The organism is Pseudoalteromonas sp. CNAT2-18.1 (assembly GCF_022347865.1).
Taxonomy (GTDB): Bacteria; Pseudomonadota; Gammaproteobacteria; order Enterobacterales; family Alteromonadaceae; genus Pseudoalteromonas; species Pseudoalteromonas ruthenica.
This window is the reverse complement of sequence record NZ_JAKRFR010000006.1, coordinates 367,964-384,766: the sequence shown is the minus strand read 5'-3', so window position 1 is coordinate 384,766 and position 16,803 is coordinate 367,964. Positions and strand designations below refer to the sequence as shown.

Annotated in this window: 16 protein-coding genes; 8 read left to right on the top strand and 8 right to left on the bottom strand. The window is 45.9% G+C overall.

All coding sequences use genetic code 11. The features are described 5' to 3' along the window. Nucleotides 1–10 precede the first annotated feature (10 nt). Complete coding sequence (locus tag MHM94_RS15505) at nucleotides 11–775, bottom strand: transporter substrate-binding domain-containing protein (protein WP_235419785.1); 765 nt, start codon at nucleotides 773–775, stop codon at nucleotides 11–13. Between the two features lie 171 nt (nucleotides 776–946). Beyond that, a complete protein-coding gene (locus tag MHM94_RS15500) occupies nucleotides 947–1,993 on the bottom strand; it encodes a hypothetical protein (protein WP_235419784.1) in 1,047 nt (348 codons plus the stop codon). Between the two features lie 323 nt (nucleotides 1,994–2,316). Here MHM94_RS15500 and MHM94_RS15495 point away from each other — a divergent pair, with 323 nt between their 5' ends. Beyond that, on the top strand, nucleotides 2,317–2,628 hold the full coding sequence (locus MHM94_RS15495) for a hypothetical protein (RefSeq protein ID WP_130147540.1): 312 nt from the start codon (nucleotides 2,317–2,319) through the stop codon (nucleotides 2,626–2,628). A 73-nt stretch (nucleotides 2,629–2,701) separates the two neighbouring features. Here MHM94_RS15495 and MHM94_RS15490 read toward each other — a convergent pair whose 3' ends face one another. After that, nucleotides 2,702–3,511: a sulfite exporter TauE/SafE family protein gene (locus MHM94_RS15490; RefSeq protein WP_235419783.1), complete on the bottom strand. Its 810-nt coding sequence runs from the start codon at nucleotides 3,509–3,511 to the stop codon at nucleotides 2,702–2,704. Between the two features lie 474 nt (nucleotides 3,512–3,985). Between MHM94_RS15490 and MHM94_RS15485 the strand changes: the two genes are divergently transcribed. Beyond that, complete coding sequence (locus tag MHM94_RS15485; protein WP_235419782.1) at nucleotides 3,986–4,963, top strand: DUF1852 domain-containing protein; 978 nt, start codon at nucleotides 3,986–3,988, stop codon at nucleotides 4,961–4,963. A 28-nt stretch (nucleotides 4,964–4,991) separates the two neighbouring features. After that, nucleotides 4,992–6,023, top strand: coding sequence for a methionine synthase (locus MHM94_RS15480; RefSeq protein ID WP_235419781.1), 1,032 nt, complete (start codon nucleotides 4,992–4,994; stop codon nucleotides 6,021–6,023). Nucleotides 6,024–6,141: 118 nt separating this feature from the next. Here the strand turns inward: MHM94_RS15480 and MHM94_RS15475 are convergent, their stop codons facing one another. Beyond that, the gene (locus MHM94_RS15475; protein ID WP_235419780.1) at nucleotides 6,142–6,801 is read right to left on the bottom strand and encodes a hypothetical protein; all 660 of its coding nucleotides are present in this window, start codon (nucleotides 6,799–6,801) and stop codon (nucleotides 6,142–6,144) included. A gap of 289 nt (nucleotides 6,802–7,090) precedes the next feature. On the opposite strand from MHM94_RS15475, the gene MHM94_RS15470 reads away from it, so the two are divergent. Further along, nucleotides 7,091–7,618, top strand: coding sequence for a hypothetical protein (locus tag MHM94_RS15470; RefSeq protein ID WP_235419779.1), 528 nt, complete (start codon nucleotides 7,091–7,093; stop codon nucleotides 7,616–7,618). 97 nt (nucleotides 7,619–7,715) lie between these two features. On the opposite strand, the gene MHM94_RS15465 is transcribed toward MHM94_RS15470, so the two are convergent. Further along, the gene (locus MHM94_RS15465; RefSeq protein WP_022946214.1) at nucleotides 7,716–8,060 is read right to left on the bottom strand and encodes a mannan-binding lectin; all 345 of its coding nucleotides are present in this window, start codon (nucleotides 8,058–8,060) and stop codon (nucleotides 7,716–7,718) included. A gap of 308 nt (nucleotides 8,061–8,368) precedes the next feature. Beyond that, nucleotides 8,369–9,373: a fibrinogen-like YCDxxxxGGGW domain-containing protein gene (locus MHM94_RS15460; protein WP_235419778.1), complete on the bottom strand. Its 1,005-nt coding sequence runs from the start codon at nucleotides 9,371–9,373 to the stop codon at nucleotides 8,369–8,371. 202 nt (nucleotides 9,374–9,575) lie between these two features. On the opposite strand from MHM94_RS15460, the gene MHM94_RS15455 reads away from it, so the two are divergent. Both MHM94_RS15455 and MHM94_RS15450 read left to right on the top strand, forming a co-directional pair. Then, on the top strand, nucleotides 9,576–11,975 hold the full coding sequence (locus tag MHM94_RS15455; RefSeq protein ID WP_235419777.1) for a TonB-dependent receptor: 2,400 nt from the start codon (nucleotides 9,576–9,578) through the stop codon (nucleotides 11,973–11,975). A 141-nt stretch (nucleotides 11,976–12,116) separates the two neighbouring features. Next, on the top strand, nucleotides 12,117–13,139 hold the full coding sequence (locus tag MHM94_RS15450) for a kelch-like protein (protein ID WP_235419776.1): 1,023 nt from the start codon (nucleotides 12,117–12,119) through the stop codon (nucleotides 13,137–13,139). Between the two features lie 86 nt (nucleotides 13,140–13,225). On the opposite strand, the gene MHM94_RS15445 is transcribed toward MHM94_RS15450, so the two are convergent. Further along, nucleotides 13,226–13,915 carry an alpha/beta fold hydrolase gene (locus MHM94_RS15445; RefSeq protein WP_235419775.1) on the bottom strand — a complete coding sequence of 230 codons (690 nt, stop codon included), beginning with the start codon at nucleotides 13,913–13,915 and terminating at the stop codon, nucleotides 13,226–13,228. A 116-nt stretch (nucleotides 13,916–14,031) separates the two neighbouring features. On the opposite strand from MHM94_RS15445, the gene MHM94_RS15440 reads away from it, so the two are divergent. Further along, nucleotides 14,032–15,117: a hypothetical protein gene (locus tag MHM94_RS15440; protein WP_235419774.1), complete on the top strand. Its 1,086-nt coding sequence runs from the start codon at nucleotides 14,032–14,034 to the stop codon at nucleotides 15,115–15,117. A gap of 113 nt (nucleotides 15,118–15,230) precedes the next feature. Next, nucleotides 15,231–15,479, top strand: a complete 249-nt coding sequence (locus MHM94_RS15435; RefSeq protein WP_022945335.1) for a hypothetical protein — start codon at nucleotides 15,231–15,233, stop codon at nucleotides 15,477–15,479. Between the two features lie 49 nt (nucleotides 15,480–15,528). On the opposite strand, the gene MHM94_RS15430 is transcribed toward MHM94_RS15435, so the two are convergent. After that, nucleotides 15,529–16,677 carry a hypothetical protein gene (locus MHM94_RS15430; protein WP_235419773.1) on the bottom strand — a complete coding sequence of 383 codons (1,149 nt, stop codon included), beginning with the start codon at nucleotides 16,675–16,677 and terminating at the stop codon, nucleotides 15,529–15,531. Between the last annotated feature and the right edge of the window lie 126 nt (nucleotides 16,678–16,803).

Here is a 16,803-nt window from a genome sequence, read left to right as displayed (position 1 = left end):
CTAACGCACCTTAATAAGCTGAGAGTGTCAATTGCCACTTGTTTAGCAAGGCTTGATATTGCCCTGATGCTTTGATGGCTTTAAGTGACTGGCGAAGTCGGATGGCAAGGTCGGCTGGAAGCTTCTTGTTGGCAGTAATATGCAGCTCGCTGGGGAACTCGGGGAGGTGCAGTTTCTTTTCAAGCCGGTTGGGGTCAAGGCCGATACTGCGAAGTTCCTTATCTAACGACAAGGTGTTGGTAAGTACCAAGTCGGTGCGCTGTTTGTAGAGCATTTTCATTAAGCTGGCAGGCTCGGGGGCCAGCACTAAGTCATGTTGCAACGAAAAGCCAGCTTTTTGTAAGTATTGGTGGCTATAATAACCGCGCACCGTGCTTACTCGTAGCCCGCGAGCACTTTGCAAGTCAGTTAACTTAAATTGCCGCTCTTTAAGGCCAACCAGATAGGCGTGAGCATTAAAAACAGAGCCTAAAAAGATGAATTCAGTCTCTCGCTGTGGAGTTTTCAGTAATGAAATCATCAGTGTGTTTGGTGTTGTTCGCAGCTCTTTAAATGCTCTTGCTTGAGGCATAATTTCCACCTGCCCTTGGCAACGGCACTGTGCTAAAACAATATTGACCACATCGACTAAGAAGCCTTGTGGTTGTTTTTCAGAGTCTGCAAAGTGTAACGGGTATAAATCTTCCGCTACAAACCTTAGCGGTGCTGAGGACCACGCTGAGGTGGGCAAAGCCAGCATCAATAACCACGCCAAAAGAGCAATACATGCGCGCATAAGTTACACTTTATTTACATCTTAAAAGACTAGCTTGCCGCAGTTATGCACATTTTTCCAGTGCTTTGGCATGCCCAGGTGAGTTTTAATGCAAAAAATAGCTTTATAAATGGTTAAGCGCTGAAAATACAAGTTCGTCCGGTTCTCATCCTCAGCGCTCATTGGGTTTTATCACTCTTTAATTATCAGCTTAAACGGATAGTAGCGGTCGATGCTGTCTTTATAGCCACCAACAATCACCTTGCCGTTGGATGAGATGTTACTGATAGTGACTCTTTTCATCGCTTTATTTGCGTTGAGCTGTTTTACAATGTCATCAAGAAAGTAAATTTGCTTTTGATGCCATAAGATAGGGCGATAAGTATCAATGTAATTTTCACCTTTATACTTTGCTGAGCCGAGGAATTTTGTGCCATCCCCTGACATAGCTGTGATCATGGCTGTGGCCGCCTCAGCTGGTATTGGCAAGGTGCTGAAACCATTAAACTCGTTCCATACCATGGGTGTATCGATGCTACAGCGTCCACCAATAGTGTGTCCGTCATGAGAGACGTCCTCGGCAATAAAGTGGCAGTCCTCTGGCGCGATGATAGGGGTTATAGTGTTATCACTTTTCCACACATAAACTTGCCCAGGTGTGCTGCCAACAATCACGCTGGCGTCTTCTGAGCTGTATGTTGCGTTACGCCACTTTACTTTGTCTTTGCCTGTACCAATCTCGTGTAATGATTTACCTATTTCCCACCGGAAGGCTCGTATATCCGATTGCCAGCCGGTATAGCCGACCACGGTTTTACCGTCCGCTGAAATGGATATCGCGGTGTTGATGTAATGGCTTTTTAGTTTGGGCACAGTGCGCATTTGTTGCTGCTTGGTCCACACAAAACTGGCCCCTCCATTATGGCCGACGATGACCTTGCCATCATCAGAGATATCCATGGGGAGCAGTACGTTGCGGTTATTTAACAGGCCAAGGTGGGTATGGCCGTCGCGCTCACTCCAATGAAATGCCATAGGGATTTTATCATCATGCTCATCCACTTTTTTGCCGTACACAACCACGTGCGAGCCGTCACCATTGACTAGTATGGCTCTTGTCCCTTTAGGTGCTTGATAAGGGTTAGGTATCATTTCTAATTGGAAGCTTAACTGGGCGCGGGCGGGTAGTGATTGCAAAAGAAGAAAAAAGCAGGCGATCAGCCAATGGAGTTTGTTCATCGTTTTTCATTTCCCTAAATGATTGAAGTGATAGTGCTGGCGGCACTACAAAAGTCCTTAACTGATTAATAATAAACTGTAATTTTTTCTTATGAAATAGCTAATAGAGAATGGTTTTCAGACTTTCGTGGCAACCTATATGAGCTTGGATTTTTATCAGGGCGGATAAAGTTCGTAATTAAAGGGCCCAGCTCTAGGTTGTCGCCTTGTAGATATGGCGTGTTATATTTATTCTTACTGTATTGGCTTTGCTTTACCCAAGTGCGAGAAGAGTGATTAAGCCAGTTTATAAATAACCTGTAATTAAATAACGAAGAGGCTGTATGCAAGAGTCTGAATTAATGTCACAAGTGGGCCAGCGTAAACAGCAGCAAAGCGAACTGGTTAACATTGTGCACCAGCACTATGGCGATTATGTGTTTGATTCTCCCGATGCCATTACCACCAGTGAAAGTGTTTATTTCCCCATAAAGGAAGGAGTGTTAGCTGGCTACTGGCTCGATACTGATGCCTCGGATTACCCCATGTTGCAGGGCAGAGCAGTGGCGACAATTGAAAATCTCTATTTCTTTGTATTCACGCCACAACAAATGCAAGAACTGGTCCTCGACGCCAGCGCGGACGAAGAACAATAACGCCGGTATAAAAACGCCCAGAAACCAAGAGCATGGTAGGTGTTCAGCCCAGACTTTATGGCCGATTTGCTCGCTACTTTAAGAGCATATTAACCGCCATAATAACCAACAACAGTGCAAATATTTTCTTAATGGTGGCCACAGGTAGGGATTGCGTGGCCTTGGCCCCTAGAGGCGCGCTAAACCATGAAGTACAAACTATTCCCGCTAACGCTGGCAGGTAAACAAAGCCAGCAAAACCATCTGTAAGGGCGAGATGTTGCGCCCCTGCACTGATGTAACCAATTGAGCCGAATAAGGCAATAACAATGCCGCATGCAGATGCACAGCCAATGGCTTTTTTCATATCCACAGAGAAAAAGTTCAACAGCGGCACTAAAACTGCGCCGCCGCCGATACCGATCATGGCCGATAAGCCACCGGTAAGAGTTGTTAGCGTTGTTAGTACTGCTTTATTAGGCAAGGAGCGTGCATTGGTGCTGGTACTTTTATTGCCCATCAGCATTTTTATAGCGATGGCAAACACACTAACAGCAAATACCCAGCGCACCACTTGCTCAGGTAATAGTGCTGCCATAAAGCCGCTGATCAGGGCGCCTAAACCAACACCTAGCATCACCCAAGGCGCTAACTGCCAGGGAACGTTGCCATGTTTATGATGAGCGATGGCTGACGACGTAGATGTAAACAAAATCGATGCCAATGAGGTGGCAATGGCGGTAACTACAACCTGCTCAGGGGGCAACACGTCAAAGTGCAGCAAAATCATGCTCAGAATAGGCACAATGACGAGTCCGCCACCAATGCCAAGTAAACCCGCTAAAAAGCCCACAGCACTGCCCAATATTGCGCAGAAAACAAACAGTACGACTAACTCACTCATTTCATTATTCTCTTTGTTATTTGCTTGAAACGGCTAATGACCCCTGCAATGGGGTGTATCGCGTTATCTAGCAATCCACCTATTGTGTCACTTGATTGCCACCTGAGGCGTGAGTATATCAATATCATTGCGGCAATTAGTGCTGCTAAGTCATGAATATTCCTCAGCTTTTACTTGAGGAAAATACATCTTTATATATAGATGGCTAGAAGTCTGGGTGTTTTTGGGGCGGTGTGCTCACGATTTGCCAGGGCTTTTTGAGGGAATAGCAACGGCTTTGCCAGCAAATGAATCATGCTCATGTTTTACCTGAAATTAAACCGTTTTTCTTCATCCAAGTATGCACGTATAACTTAAGCCATGTTGCTGAGTAAGTTGGCTCACACAGCCACAGTGGTCATCACCCTAGCTGCATCAGCATACTCAGCACGAAGACGTTTGCTTTCACCTTAGGAATTTGGATACCAACGAGTCATGAAAAAAGATTTCACATTTACCATTAAGAGCATTTGTCTTGATGAGCACTATACGCCGTCAGACACTACGCGTATTACCACCAACTTTGCTAACCTGGCTCGCGGCGAGAGCCGCCAACAAAATTTACGCAACGCCTTAAGAATGATTGATAATCGTTTTAATGCGTTGGCCAATTGGGATAACCCCGAAGGGGACCGTTACGGCGTAGAGCTAGAAATTGTGTCGGTAGATATGCACATCGACGGCGATGAACAAGCCTTTCCATCGATTGAAGTGCTGAAAACCAACATTATCGATCATCGCACCAATGAGCGTATCGAGGGCATTGTTGGCAATAACTTCTCGTCATATGTGCGCGACTATGACTTTAGTGTGTTACTGCTAGAGCACAACCAAGATAAAGAGGGCTTTAGTGTCCCCGGTGATTTTGGTGAACTGCATGGTAAGCTGTTTAAGCATTTTGTTGAGTCCAACACTTACAAACAGCATTTTGCCAAGCCACCTGTTATATGCCTTAGCGTGTCAGACAATAAAGTTTATCGCCGCAGCGAGAATCAACATCCAGTCTTAGGTGTTGAGTATCATCCCAACGAGTCATCATTAACCGAGCAGTATTTTAAAAAGATGGGGCTTCAGGTGCGCTACTTTATGCCGCCAAATAGTGTAGCGCCGCTAGCCTTTTACTTCTTTGGTGACTTGTTAAACGATTACACCAATTTGGAATTGATCAGCACCATTAGCACCATGGAAACCTTTCAGAAAATTTATCGCCCAGAGATCTACAACGCCAACGCAGTAGCGGGCAGCTGTTATCAGCCTAACCTGAGAAATGCGGATCACTCGCTCACGCAAATTGTTTATGACCGCGAAGAGCGCAGCAGATTGGCGATTGCCCAAGGTAAATTCGCCGAGCAGCACTTTATTAAACCCTATCAGTCGGTACTTGAGCAGTGGTCTGCCAACACCGCTTTATAAATAACAACAACTTAGAAGAGTGCTGATAATGAACAAGTTATTACCCACCTCAAGCGCTGGCAGCCTACCTAAACCGGTATGGTTGGCTGAGCCGGAAACACTGTGGTCACCGTGGAAACTACACGGTGACGCGTTGATTGATGGTAAGCAAGATGCCCTGCGGGTAGCACTGCATGAGCAGCAAGTTGCTGGTACCGATATTGTCAGCGATGGCGAGCAAACACGACAACACTTTGTGACCACCTTTATTGAGCACCTTAATGGTGTTGACTTCAATAACCGCAAAACTGTGAAAATTCGCGACCGTTACGATGCCAGTGTGCCTTGCGTGGTTGGCCCCGTTTCTCGCAGCAAGCCGGTTTTTGTCGCTGATGCTGAGTTTCTTCGCCAGCAAACCACACAACCGATTAAATGGGCGCTGCCGGGGCCGATGACTATGGTCGATACCTTGTATGACGAGCATTATCAAAGCCGCGAAAAGCTAGCCTGGGAGTTTGCCAAAATACTTAACCAAGAGGCTAAAGAGCTTGAGGCCGCTGGCGTTGATATTATTCAGTTTGATGAGCCAGCATTTAATGTGTTTTTTGACGAGGTTAACGACTGGGGCATCGCATGCTTAGAAAAAGCGATTGAAGGGCTGAAATGCGAAACCGCAGTGCATATCTGCTATGGCTATGGCATTAAAGCTAATACCGATTGGAAGAAGACTCTGGGCACGCAGTGGCGGCAATATGAAGAAGTGTTTCCGAAGCTACAAACATCAAATATCGACATAATTTCCTTGGAATGCCACAACTCCCATGTGCCCATTGAGCTACTGGCGCTGATCCGAGGCAAAAAAGTGATGGTGGGGGCCATTGATGTGGCCACCCATAGCATTGAAACCCCTGAAGAGGTGGCCAGCACGTTGCGTGAGGCACTGAAATATGTGGATGCCGACAAGCTCTATCCTTGCACTAACTGTGGCATGGCGCCCTTGCCTCGCTCGGTCGCAAGAGCCAAACTCAGTGCGCTCAGTGCCGGAGCTGAGATTGTACGTAAAGAGTTAAGTGCCTCGTAACGGGCTTAAACTAAGTTTGAAAGTATAAGGTAGCTGATGGCGCCCATTCGCCAGAGGCTACTTTTTTACAACTAGGTATGGCATTGTCGATTTGTGCCTTTTGTCGGTAAAAAGCTCACTAATCAGAACCTTGCCCTTGATACACTTGCCTAAACTTTTGCGCTTGCCACGTTGGTGCCTCTGGCTGTGCATCCATAACGATAAGGGTTGCATAAGCTTTGTAGGTGCCTTGCTTGGACTCATCCACCATCCAAATAACCCAATCGGGTATTGTGTTACTGTTTAAGTCTAAAACGGCTTTCAGTCTAAATTCAAAGTATTGCTGTGGTGTATTTATGAACAGCTGATTGTTTTTATATTGCACTGCCTGTTGAGCAAGAGTTGATAGCGTATAGTTACTCTCATTGAGCTGAGGTCCAAACGAAGAGGGTATTAAGCGTAAGTCTAGTTTAGTTGCTAAGGGAGTTAAATCTGGCAAGGTGAGTTTATTATTAACCAGTTTATTGCTTTTTTGGATTAACCCATGTACTTCACAAGATAAATACTCAGTTTTAGCGAGGTAATTGTCGCTGGTTTCTTTTAAGTGATGTGCTTTTATAAGTGATAAGTAGTCTTCACAGTTGCGAGCAACGTCGCCAGAATCGAAGTAAACGGGATGACGAGGCGCGCCTAAAAATGTACTGTCATTGAGGTTATCCAGAGTGCTTTGATCTAGGTAGTTATACTGTGCACTCGCACATGAAGAGATAAACGCACACAAAAGTGTTATCTTTTTCATTTAATTTTTTCCAACAAATCAGCTTCACTATTTCTTCGAGTTGGATACATATCGCCAAAACTTTTTACTTTAAAACCAATGTTTTACATCCGTGGTTTGAATTATATAAAAATAACTGAGTAGCTAATCGGCTATAGGTTATCATGTTATTATAATTGAATGGTTTTTTTCGCTAGTTATTACTTCCAATTAGCTGGCAAATAGGAGCCCTTCAAAATTTAATACAAGAGAGGCTCATAAGGCACTTCATTAATTGCAGAGCCTAGAATGGCAGGTGGGAGGCATTGACATGTTGATTGGTAAGGTATCGATTCTTTCCCTTGTTGCGGGGGCTTTTTTTTACTCCCCTTCAATAGCTGGTGAAACTTCAACTCTAGAACCTAATAAAGCATGGTGGACTGCGAAAGAGTTTTGTGCTGAAACGTCTAATTTCATGGAGATTCCGGTATCGGAACTAAATCCAGATTGGGAGTATATTACGGTCTTCGATAAGAGCTATTTCGAGGAGACGTTGCCTGAGTATCAATATCTGGATATTCAGAGTTCCTCATTAAAGTTCTCCATTCGAGCGAACTTAGATGACGAGCCTAGTGAAGAGCGTGTTATCGTGGGTGTTTATAAAACGAAATCCGCTCAGCAAGGACGATTTCTGGCGATTTTACGTAACTCTGGCGTAGTAAAAGTCTTTACTCACCAAGGAGATGCCGGATACAGCAGCCTTTTTTATGATGATGAGGCTGTGAGGTGGTACAAGTGCATGCAGTGTAGTGATTACGACTCTATATTTTGGTCTGGTACAAGCTTTACGCTTAATTAAAGCCTATAAAATTCGAATGTTGCTTTATATATAATAACGGCTGGCTTTTTATGGTTGCTAGCCGTTATTATAAAAAATAAAGGTAATATAGAATAACTTAGAACTTGAACTCAACTTCAATCACACTCATTTTGCCTTCAACAATGGTGTGCCACTCACCGGTAAAGGTGCCGCCGTAAGAGGCTGCTAAGGTTTCCCCCACTTTTTGCGCTTCATCGTTGCTCCATAGCGGCCCTGCAAGAACGTTTGTTTTGAAGCAGTCTGAGCCAGTGTTTTTCACTTGCAATTCAACTTCCACAACACTCATCTCTCCTTGGACGACAGTGTTCCACTGTCCCGTCCATTTGCCCTGGTGTGCTGCCGCTACAAGGGGCGCTTTATCCTCAGCATCTTTTTGGTCCCAAATTGGACCTGCGGGAATGTTTACTTTAAATGTTGACATAATAATCTCCTTTTTCGATTAAAATCTAATTTTTATTCGTGCAAGGTGTTTGCACATTTTTAAAATTAGCTTTTTTCTGAAAATTGTTTATTACATCAGATAACAATTTATAAAATCATTAAAAAGCAGTATCTTAAATAGGGGTATTTTGTTTCTTTTATTTTTATGGTGTGTACCAGGTTGGTTGTTAGGAAGAGTTGCCTATGAAAAGGTAATGATCAACCGTTAGATCAGAGCAACAAGCTTAGAAGAGAAATGCAGCTCGACAAGCTCTGCCATTTAGAGAATGCCGAGATGCGAAAAAATTTCTACTTTGCCCAAATAGAAAAGTTGCAACTAGCAGTAAGTCCTGTGCACCAACTAGAGCGTATGTTGCCTCCTAACGCCCAAGCCCTGTTTGCGTAGCTACTGTAAGAGTATAAAAATACTTGGGTACTGTCACTGTCGGTTCTGTCAGAAGATATTCCTCCCCTGATATTTTCGTAGCGGCTTCCATTTACACCTTTTACGTAGTCTTGAGTAAGAGCTTCATCTGCATAAGTACCTTTATAAAATCCACATGTATTCGCGGTACCATGGCAATAGGGACCAGTTGCGAATCGTGGTGCTAAACCATCATCAGCCATAATCTTCAGGGTGTTGTTGCCAGAAGACGCGATAGTGTTTAGGTTCTTATCAGAAAACTTAAAAGTTTCTTTCATCATTGGAGATTTATCTGCGCTTACATTTAAAGCCCCTGATTTTACATTGATCCATTCTCCGGTTCTGTTTTGTCCATAGCCCCTCATAACTAGTGTCCAGCCACCATTGGTCATATCGCACCACGTTGTAAGTTGTTCACCATTAACAGCCAGTGTGTATATGCCGTCTCCACTGTGCTCACCTGATTCCAGAAGCTTTGCACATGATGAAAAAGAACTTGTTTTCTGGCCTTTAATTATACTAAAAGAGCTACTGGCTATTAATCCTGATTTTCTATTTAATGCTGAATAGTTGAACTTATACTCTCCATTTGGAAAGTATCCAGGGATTTTTATGTGGTTAATGTTTTCATTGAATTCAGAACCAGGATCTAAAGTTAATACATCACCCATAGAGAAGTTATAGATGCTGCCATCTGGGAATGTTAAATAACTATAATAATTAACCTCTGACGTCTGGCTGTCTGGGTTTGATATGTTTTCAGAATAATATACTACACCGCCATCACTGGGCACTATAGGGTCGTAGCTGTTCGGTTCTACATGAGTGGTTATTTTTGACTGAGCGATAAAGCTTGTTGCTGTTAATACAATGTAAACTAGATTTTTCAATGTGGAATCCTTCCATATTTTTATTTTCCATCTAATTTATTACTTTTTACAACCATAATAAATAGGAACAAAATACTACTTTTTATATTGTAAATCATTTTACTGCAATAGTTTAAATTGCCTGTTAACGGTAATTGTTATCATTTGTATTTGCTGATAGAATGCGCGCGTTTTTTGCTGTATCTCATATAGGGAAGAGATAATGAACGTATTTCAGTTTTCACTCGTAAGTGCTGCCGTAGGCGCAGCGCTGCTGTCGTCTGATGCATCTGCCAACACCTCGTCGTCGCAAGAGCTAGACAAGGTTGAGCGCATTAGCGTCTATGGTCGCCATAACGAACTCGTGCTCAACAGTGGCACGGCAACCAAGTCGAATATGGCCTTGATGCAAACCCCCGCACCCATTGTTGTGGTTGATAAAGCATTACTGGATCAGCAATCGGCTGACACTTTGCAAGAAGCGGTGCGTAATGTCTCCGGATTAGCACAAGCGGGCAATAACTATGGTGTCGGTGATAATCTTATTATTCGTGGCCTAGGCGTTAACTACACCTATGATGGCATGTATGGTGGCGCTGATTTAGGCAACGCCTTTAACCCAACGCGGTCGATGACCAATGTGGACAGTGTTGAAGTGCTTAAAGGCCCGGCTACGGGGTTATATGGTATTGGTGCCGCTGGTGGCGTTATTAACCTAATTGAAAAGAAGCCACAAGACCAAGCCCAGTATGAGGTGGCGGTTAATGTTGGGCAATGGCAAAGCTACGGGGTGATGTTTGATGCAACTGGTGCACTCAGTGAGAACTGGGCTTACCGCGCAGTCGTCAATCACCAATCGAGTGATGGTTACCGCGATTTAGGTAGTGAGCGCAGTGAGTTTTATGGGTCATTGCGCTATCAGGCAAGCGATAACCATCGTTTGTTACTATCAACGGCTTATATTGACGATAAAGTGCAGGTAGACTCCGTAGGCTTTCCAGTGCGTATTGTTAACTGGGATAGCATTGACGGTGACTACCCTTTGAGTGGAGCTGATCTCCCCAATGATGCTGCGAGCGAAGCGCTCCAGCTAAATGCCGAGCAACGTCAACAACTGGCGCTGAGCATTAACCAAAACGATGGGCTTGAGCCCTTTGATCTCGGTGATGGCAATGTAATTTCACCGCTAAGTCGCCCTAATGCTGGTACCGAGCAACGTGTGAAGCTGCGGTGGGATTGGTATCTCGGTGCCAATACAGAGCTTACGCAACAACTGCAATTTCGCGATTATGAGTCCGATTTCGTGCGCCAAACTGGAGCTTACAACTATGTGTATTGGCAGCGTCGAGGCACCATTAATCTAGCGCCGCGTGCACCGCTAATGGTCGATGGTGAACTCTACCCCTATGCAGCGCGACGCCAAGAATATCGCAAGCAGCATGCGCAAGAGCAAATGTTTCAGTACTTTGCCGATCTTCAGCATACGTGGGATTGGGGCTCGGTAGTTGGTGAGCACTTACTGAGTGTGAATGCAGAAAAACGCGATATTAGCCTTAAAAGCTGGTCAATTTACGATGCCGATGGCGCCGCTGCGGATGCCAACGCCGTTGATTATATTCTTGATATCCGTAACCCCAACTGGCCAACAGGGCATTTTGAAGACTACAGTCCAGTGCTGCGCAGTCACTATGATAAAAGTGTCGAAGCAGTGGGGATAAGCGGCCAAGAAGTTCTTTATTTAAGTGATGCACTTACAGCGCGTGTGGGCGTAGCCTATACGCGCATTAAGCAAAGTTATCAGCATCGAGGCACAGCGCGAGTACCCGAAGTCAGCCTAGAAAACGACAGTGATGATGCCGGTATGACCTATAACCTAGGCCTCAACTATCAGCTGTCATCGCAATTATCGACCTTTGTGAATGTGTCGAAAGGGCGCACGGCCTATAGTATTTTAGGGTCAGTAAGTGAAAGCCAAGCGGATAATCGCCCTGATTCGGAATCCGAGTCATTGGATATTGGCGTGCGCTTTACTGCCTTAGAGGAAGACTTACTCGGTTCATTAGTGCTATTTGACACCCGACGCACTAATTTACGCTACGCCAATGAGGCGTTTAACGACAATCCCAATGACCCCGAGTTCAACATCAGTGTGCCACAATATTTTTATGACGATGAGGACTCCACTAAAGGGGTGGAGTTTGATCTGAATATGGCGCTCAGCGAGGTAATGTCCGTCAATGTTAATGGTACTTACCAGGACGCAGTGACCGTGCGTGCAGGCGAGCGCTCTGGACAAATAAAAGGAGTGCCAAGGCGCTTTGCCAGCACTTGGTTACGCTATGATATGAGCGCCTTTGAGCTTGCACATCCTGTGGCAGTGAATCTCGGGGTGACTTATGTTGATGAGCGCACTATTAATTCCACCGCATTTGGCTTGCCTAAATCCGTGGTCCCGAGCTACGTGCGTTGGGATGCCGCCTTTGCCTACGAGGCGGATAACTACAAAGTCCAATTAAACCTAGATAACCTATTTAATGAGCGTTACTACGAAAAGGCACTTTTCCTAGGCGGCTTGCCCGGAGAGGAGAGGAACCTCGAACTCAGTGTTCATTATCAGTTCTAACTAAGCGCCTTCGGGCGCTTTTTTGTCACTCATGGGTGTTGATAGGGGGGTTGTAAGACCTTTAGTTAGTTGTTTTTAAAGCACTGTTCTGTCTATGCTAACGGTTGTTTATTCACCCTGCGGAGTCATCCAATAATTATTATGCGACAGTTTAAATACCCTCTGATATTGGTGTTGAGTGCTTTTTGGGCCACTGGTTTACACGCTGAGCCACAACATTCGGGTGCATCTCTTGTGGAGCCTATACAGGAGATATACCCGACATTGATAGGCGATGAGATATGGGTAGCGGGTGGAATTTCTAGCCAGCTGCCAGTGTCTCAAGGGCAAATGACAGCGAAAGTGCATTACTGGTCTCCTGGAGATTCGCACTGGCAGAGCGCACCTGATTTACCCCAAGGGCGTCATCATACCTATCTACAAGCGGTTGGCGATAAGCTGTTTGCATTGGGTGGCTTTATCAACTCCGAAAGTGGCCAGTGGTTTAATACTGGTGACATTTTAATGTTGTCTCAATCAGCGGCGCAGTGGCAGCATGTAGCCACTTTACCTATCCCATTAAGTGAGACGGTTGCAGCGGTTATCGATGGCAAGATACACCTCGCCGGTGGGCGCACACCACATAGCGATAAAAATGGTCAGTGGCAGCATAGCCATGATACCGCACGCCATTTTGTGTTCGACCCTGATACATTTAGCGTCACTGAAGCAGCGCCGCTACCCAGTGCTCGTAACAGCGCCGCAACCGTGCAGATTGGTGGACGATGGCTCATCCTTGGCGGGCGCCAAGTCGGTATGCCGCCGATGACGGATGTGTTGGAGTATCAGAGCGAACAAGATACATGGCGGCACTTGCCTTCTATGCCACAGCCAAGGGCAGGGCACGCTGCAACAGTCAATGATCACTATGTATCTGTTTTTGGCGGTGAACACGCCGAGGGGGTCTATACCGATGTGCTGCGCTACAACGCTCGTACGCAGCAATGGCATGTGCAAGGACAGTGGCCTTTGGCTCGTCATGGTCTAGGGGCGATTTCCTTAGGCGCACAAACCTGGCTGATTGGAGGGGCTCAGGCGGTCGGTCTGGCAAAAACCAGTGCGCAGGTTAACACCGCCGCTGAGGCCGTGGTAGTAGCGAACGAAGCCACAAGTTCAACGAAATAGTCACGAGCCGGTATGATGTTACCGGCTATAAATGCGTATATTTAGTTATAAAGCGTGAGTATTGGGTGCCATATACGACAAGGTTGTTATTGAATTAGACTAACCTGCTTAGCAGCGGTATCGGTTTGTAGGCCAAAATGGCCAAGAGCGTAAGTAAAAGTAGCAGTTTCATGCCAAATTCGACTGCTGTGAATGCCGTACACGTAGCAACTCCCCGTTGCGCAGATGACCTGATCGGCATAGCTTTTAATGGAATACACTCGGTTTGCGAATTGCTGCCCATATAGACCGTCAAGAAACGGGCTACTCACTGATAGGCCGTGATACCCACAGGTACTGTTCCACACATTGTAAGGATAAACACCGCAACTTAATAAACCGCGCAACGCCCCAGCAATACCGACAAATGCATCGACATCAGCACTTAACCCCAGTTTGTAAACTTGCTGCGCAGCTAGGGTGACACCCATCGAATGGCCAATAATGTCTATTTTTCCACTGCACGATTGGTTGATGGCATCAAGAATTGCTTCGCGCACGGGAAGCTCTTCACTGCCGTTGTGATCGTTGCAGCTGGCGCATGTTTTAGAGCCCCAATTTGGGGCAAAGATTTGTGTATCGGTATAACCTTGAGCATATAGTTGCTCACGGGTGTTGTTCCAACTCGAGGGGGATGATGTGTTGCCATGGACCAAGACGACATTATCGCGACACTGTGCCCAAGCGAATGGACTTAAACCGACCAATAAGGCGATAGCGACAAAAATATGTTTCATGAGTATAAAACCTGTTATTAACATAAGGTTTACACAGTATGAAAATGATACGGCGCTGGGTATAGTTCTTTGGTACAGTAAGCCATTATTTATATTCTCAAGCCGGACACATTATCATGAATCTAGAGCCGAGCATGGCAAAGCGAGTGCACACGCAACTCAATAACCAACATGCATTAAAAGCCGCCTTGTACACAAGCATGTGGTGTATACCTATTTTACTGCTGTGGTATGGAACGTTTGCTGTGTTGCCTAAGGCATCTCCTTTGATGTTATTTGTCAGCGGTGCTCTGTTAGGCGTTGCTGTGCGTTATCATGGCAAGGGCTTTATGCGGCGTTTTGCCGTGCTCGCTTTGTTGGCGCACATAATAGTCGTGGGCGTTGCTATCAATATCGGTATTGTCCTTTCAGGCACAATTTGGGGAATTATTTTGCTGGCATTGTATGTCAGTGGTGCGTGGGCTGCTGCTTTTTTTGCTCGCAGAAGTGTGCCGTTGACAGACAATCGTGCTTTTTACTTGCTCAGTGAACAGCAGCCACACGCTAGTCGCCAACAGCTAAAGAATCGTAGTTATGTTGCGTTTCCTGTGCTACTGCTTGGCGCTTCCTTTTGTTGTGCCGCAACTGCGCTAGCGATTCATGTTGTTCATGGAGCGAGGCTTCAGCAGCAGTGGGCGCAGGACTATCAGCAACAATTAACGCAGCATCGTGAAAAAAGCATAGATGTGACACCACAGGCATTGCAGGGCTTATCTACCGAGCAGGCTTTTTATTACGCTTACAGTTATTACACTGGTCGTGATATGCGCCCTCAAGGGCAAATGCGCGGCGCCTATCCCCACTCACCGTTTAAAGCGCAAACGATCCTGCGTTATTTGCTCCGCTATCGTCAGCAGCCTCGCGCTGCGTTTATCTTGGCTCGCACGAGTGAGGGAGCCAAACGAGGTGAGTATCTCCAACAGGCTGTAAGCTTGGGCGATAATTACGCAAAATTTTACTCAGTGGTTGACTACGGGTGTGGGGGTCATGAAACTCGAGCCAAAGAGCTACTCACAGCGATGGCTTCGCTGACGCAAGAAGGCGCTATTGGCGCTGATATTGATACCGTGTTGCATTATGGGGTCGATGTCATGTGCGCAGACTTTGATAACACCGAATTCCAGTTGCGTTTTATTCGTGATTATCGCCCAGATTCGGATTGATAAAACCAACAGACTTAACTTGTTGAGTTCTGATGCAACATGGCACAGCCATGTTTATCTGTCGAGCAAGAGTTGCTACCCTTTGCGCTTTAAGCGGTAATTGAGAACCTAAAATGATAAACGATAATGACATTATTGATACGCTAGAGGAATTAGAGGCGTTTCTGCGCTCGGTGGAAAGCGGCAAATTAGGCTTAGACAATGCAGCTGGCATTGCCCTGGCGACTAACAATGCCGATGGCCGACCTTTTATTGCGGTACTCGATGACAATCACCAGTTACTACTTGGGCGCTGGGTGACTCAAGAGGTGTACGATAATGGTAAAGATTTAGTGCGTAATGCACCGCAGCAGCGTCATTAAAGACGCGCTGAGGTCAGAGGCTGCCTAGCTAGGCAGCCTCACTTAACAGTTATAGCGCTGTTAAGCTTTGCTTTAGCATGGCTTTAATTTGCGCTACGATTTTCGCTTCCGTTTGTGGCTCAAACTGCGCAATGCGAGGGGTGTGAATATGTCCTGTAGGTACATCTGAATTAAGCTCGTTGCGCAAGCGAATACTGCGGTAAGAGATTTCATTCGATAAGTAGCCACCGCCACCGCCATTGACCGCGATTGCACCTTCCAGCTCGGCCAACGAGCTAGGCTTAAATGTCTTCTCTAGAGTGGTTACTTCATGGTTATCATTGATTTCATAGGGGCCTTGCGCCTTTTGCATGTGCGCGACTGGCAAACTGAATTCAACAAACTCTGCACCGGGAAGAGGGCGGCCATTAAGGCTGGATATTTTCGGTGCGGTTTGCGTGCCACCATAAACTATATTAGCGTTATCGGGAGCGGTCACGCTACGGCGCTTACCTGGAAAGCGCTCTAAATCAAAGTGCTCTCGGCCCATACTGATAGTGACGACCATATCAACGTTGTTGAGCGCGTAGTAGGGCGCTAGCAATGATTCAATCAGGCCTTCATCAAAGTCTTTATAGCGCACCGGGATCATCACAGTGTTAATTTCTGTGCGTATACCCTTGTGGCTGATTACCTGCCCATCTAATAACAATGCAGCGACCCCTGAAGGATTACTTTGGTCAATGTGTTCATCAAGCAAAAAAGGGTCAAAGCCGGTGATCAGAATCTTTTTCTCAGTGCCCTGGCTGTACGCTAAGTCGTATTGTCCTCGGCTGCCTCGCTCTAGGGTGTTGAGTAAGCTTTGACGCTGCGCATCGCTGAGCGCAAAGTGTGGGTTAGTGGCACGAATAATCTTACTCGACTGTAACCGTGCCCAATACAATGCGCGGTCATCGTAATCTTTTTTCGTTGTGATACGCTGTTTGGCGTTGCGCCACAACTGGTTGGCGTAATCATAAACCACATCCTGAGCACGCTCGAAGCTCTTTAGTTCTTGCCACTGTTGTGCAAACGCGCTTACATCACTGGCAAAGGCGCTGGTTACGTTGGGCATTGCTTCAGCAGCTGCGGGTAGACGCTGCTCTTCCACAGTAAGGTTGGCGCCCAACGCGGTGGCACAAGAAAAGACTAAACTCGAAGCTAGCAATAGTTTGAACATGATTATCCTATGTAGTTACAGCATTAAAACCGCGTATCACTATCCTACGTCTGAGAGCTGAGCGCAAATAATTCAGCTCTATTGGCGATAAGGCTAAGCACACTTGTTTGTAGTACATTGCGAACT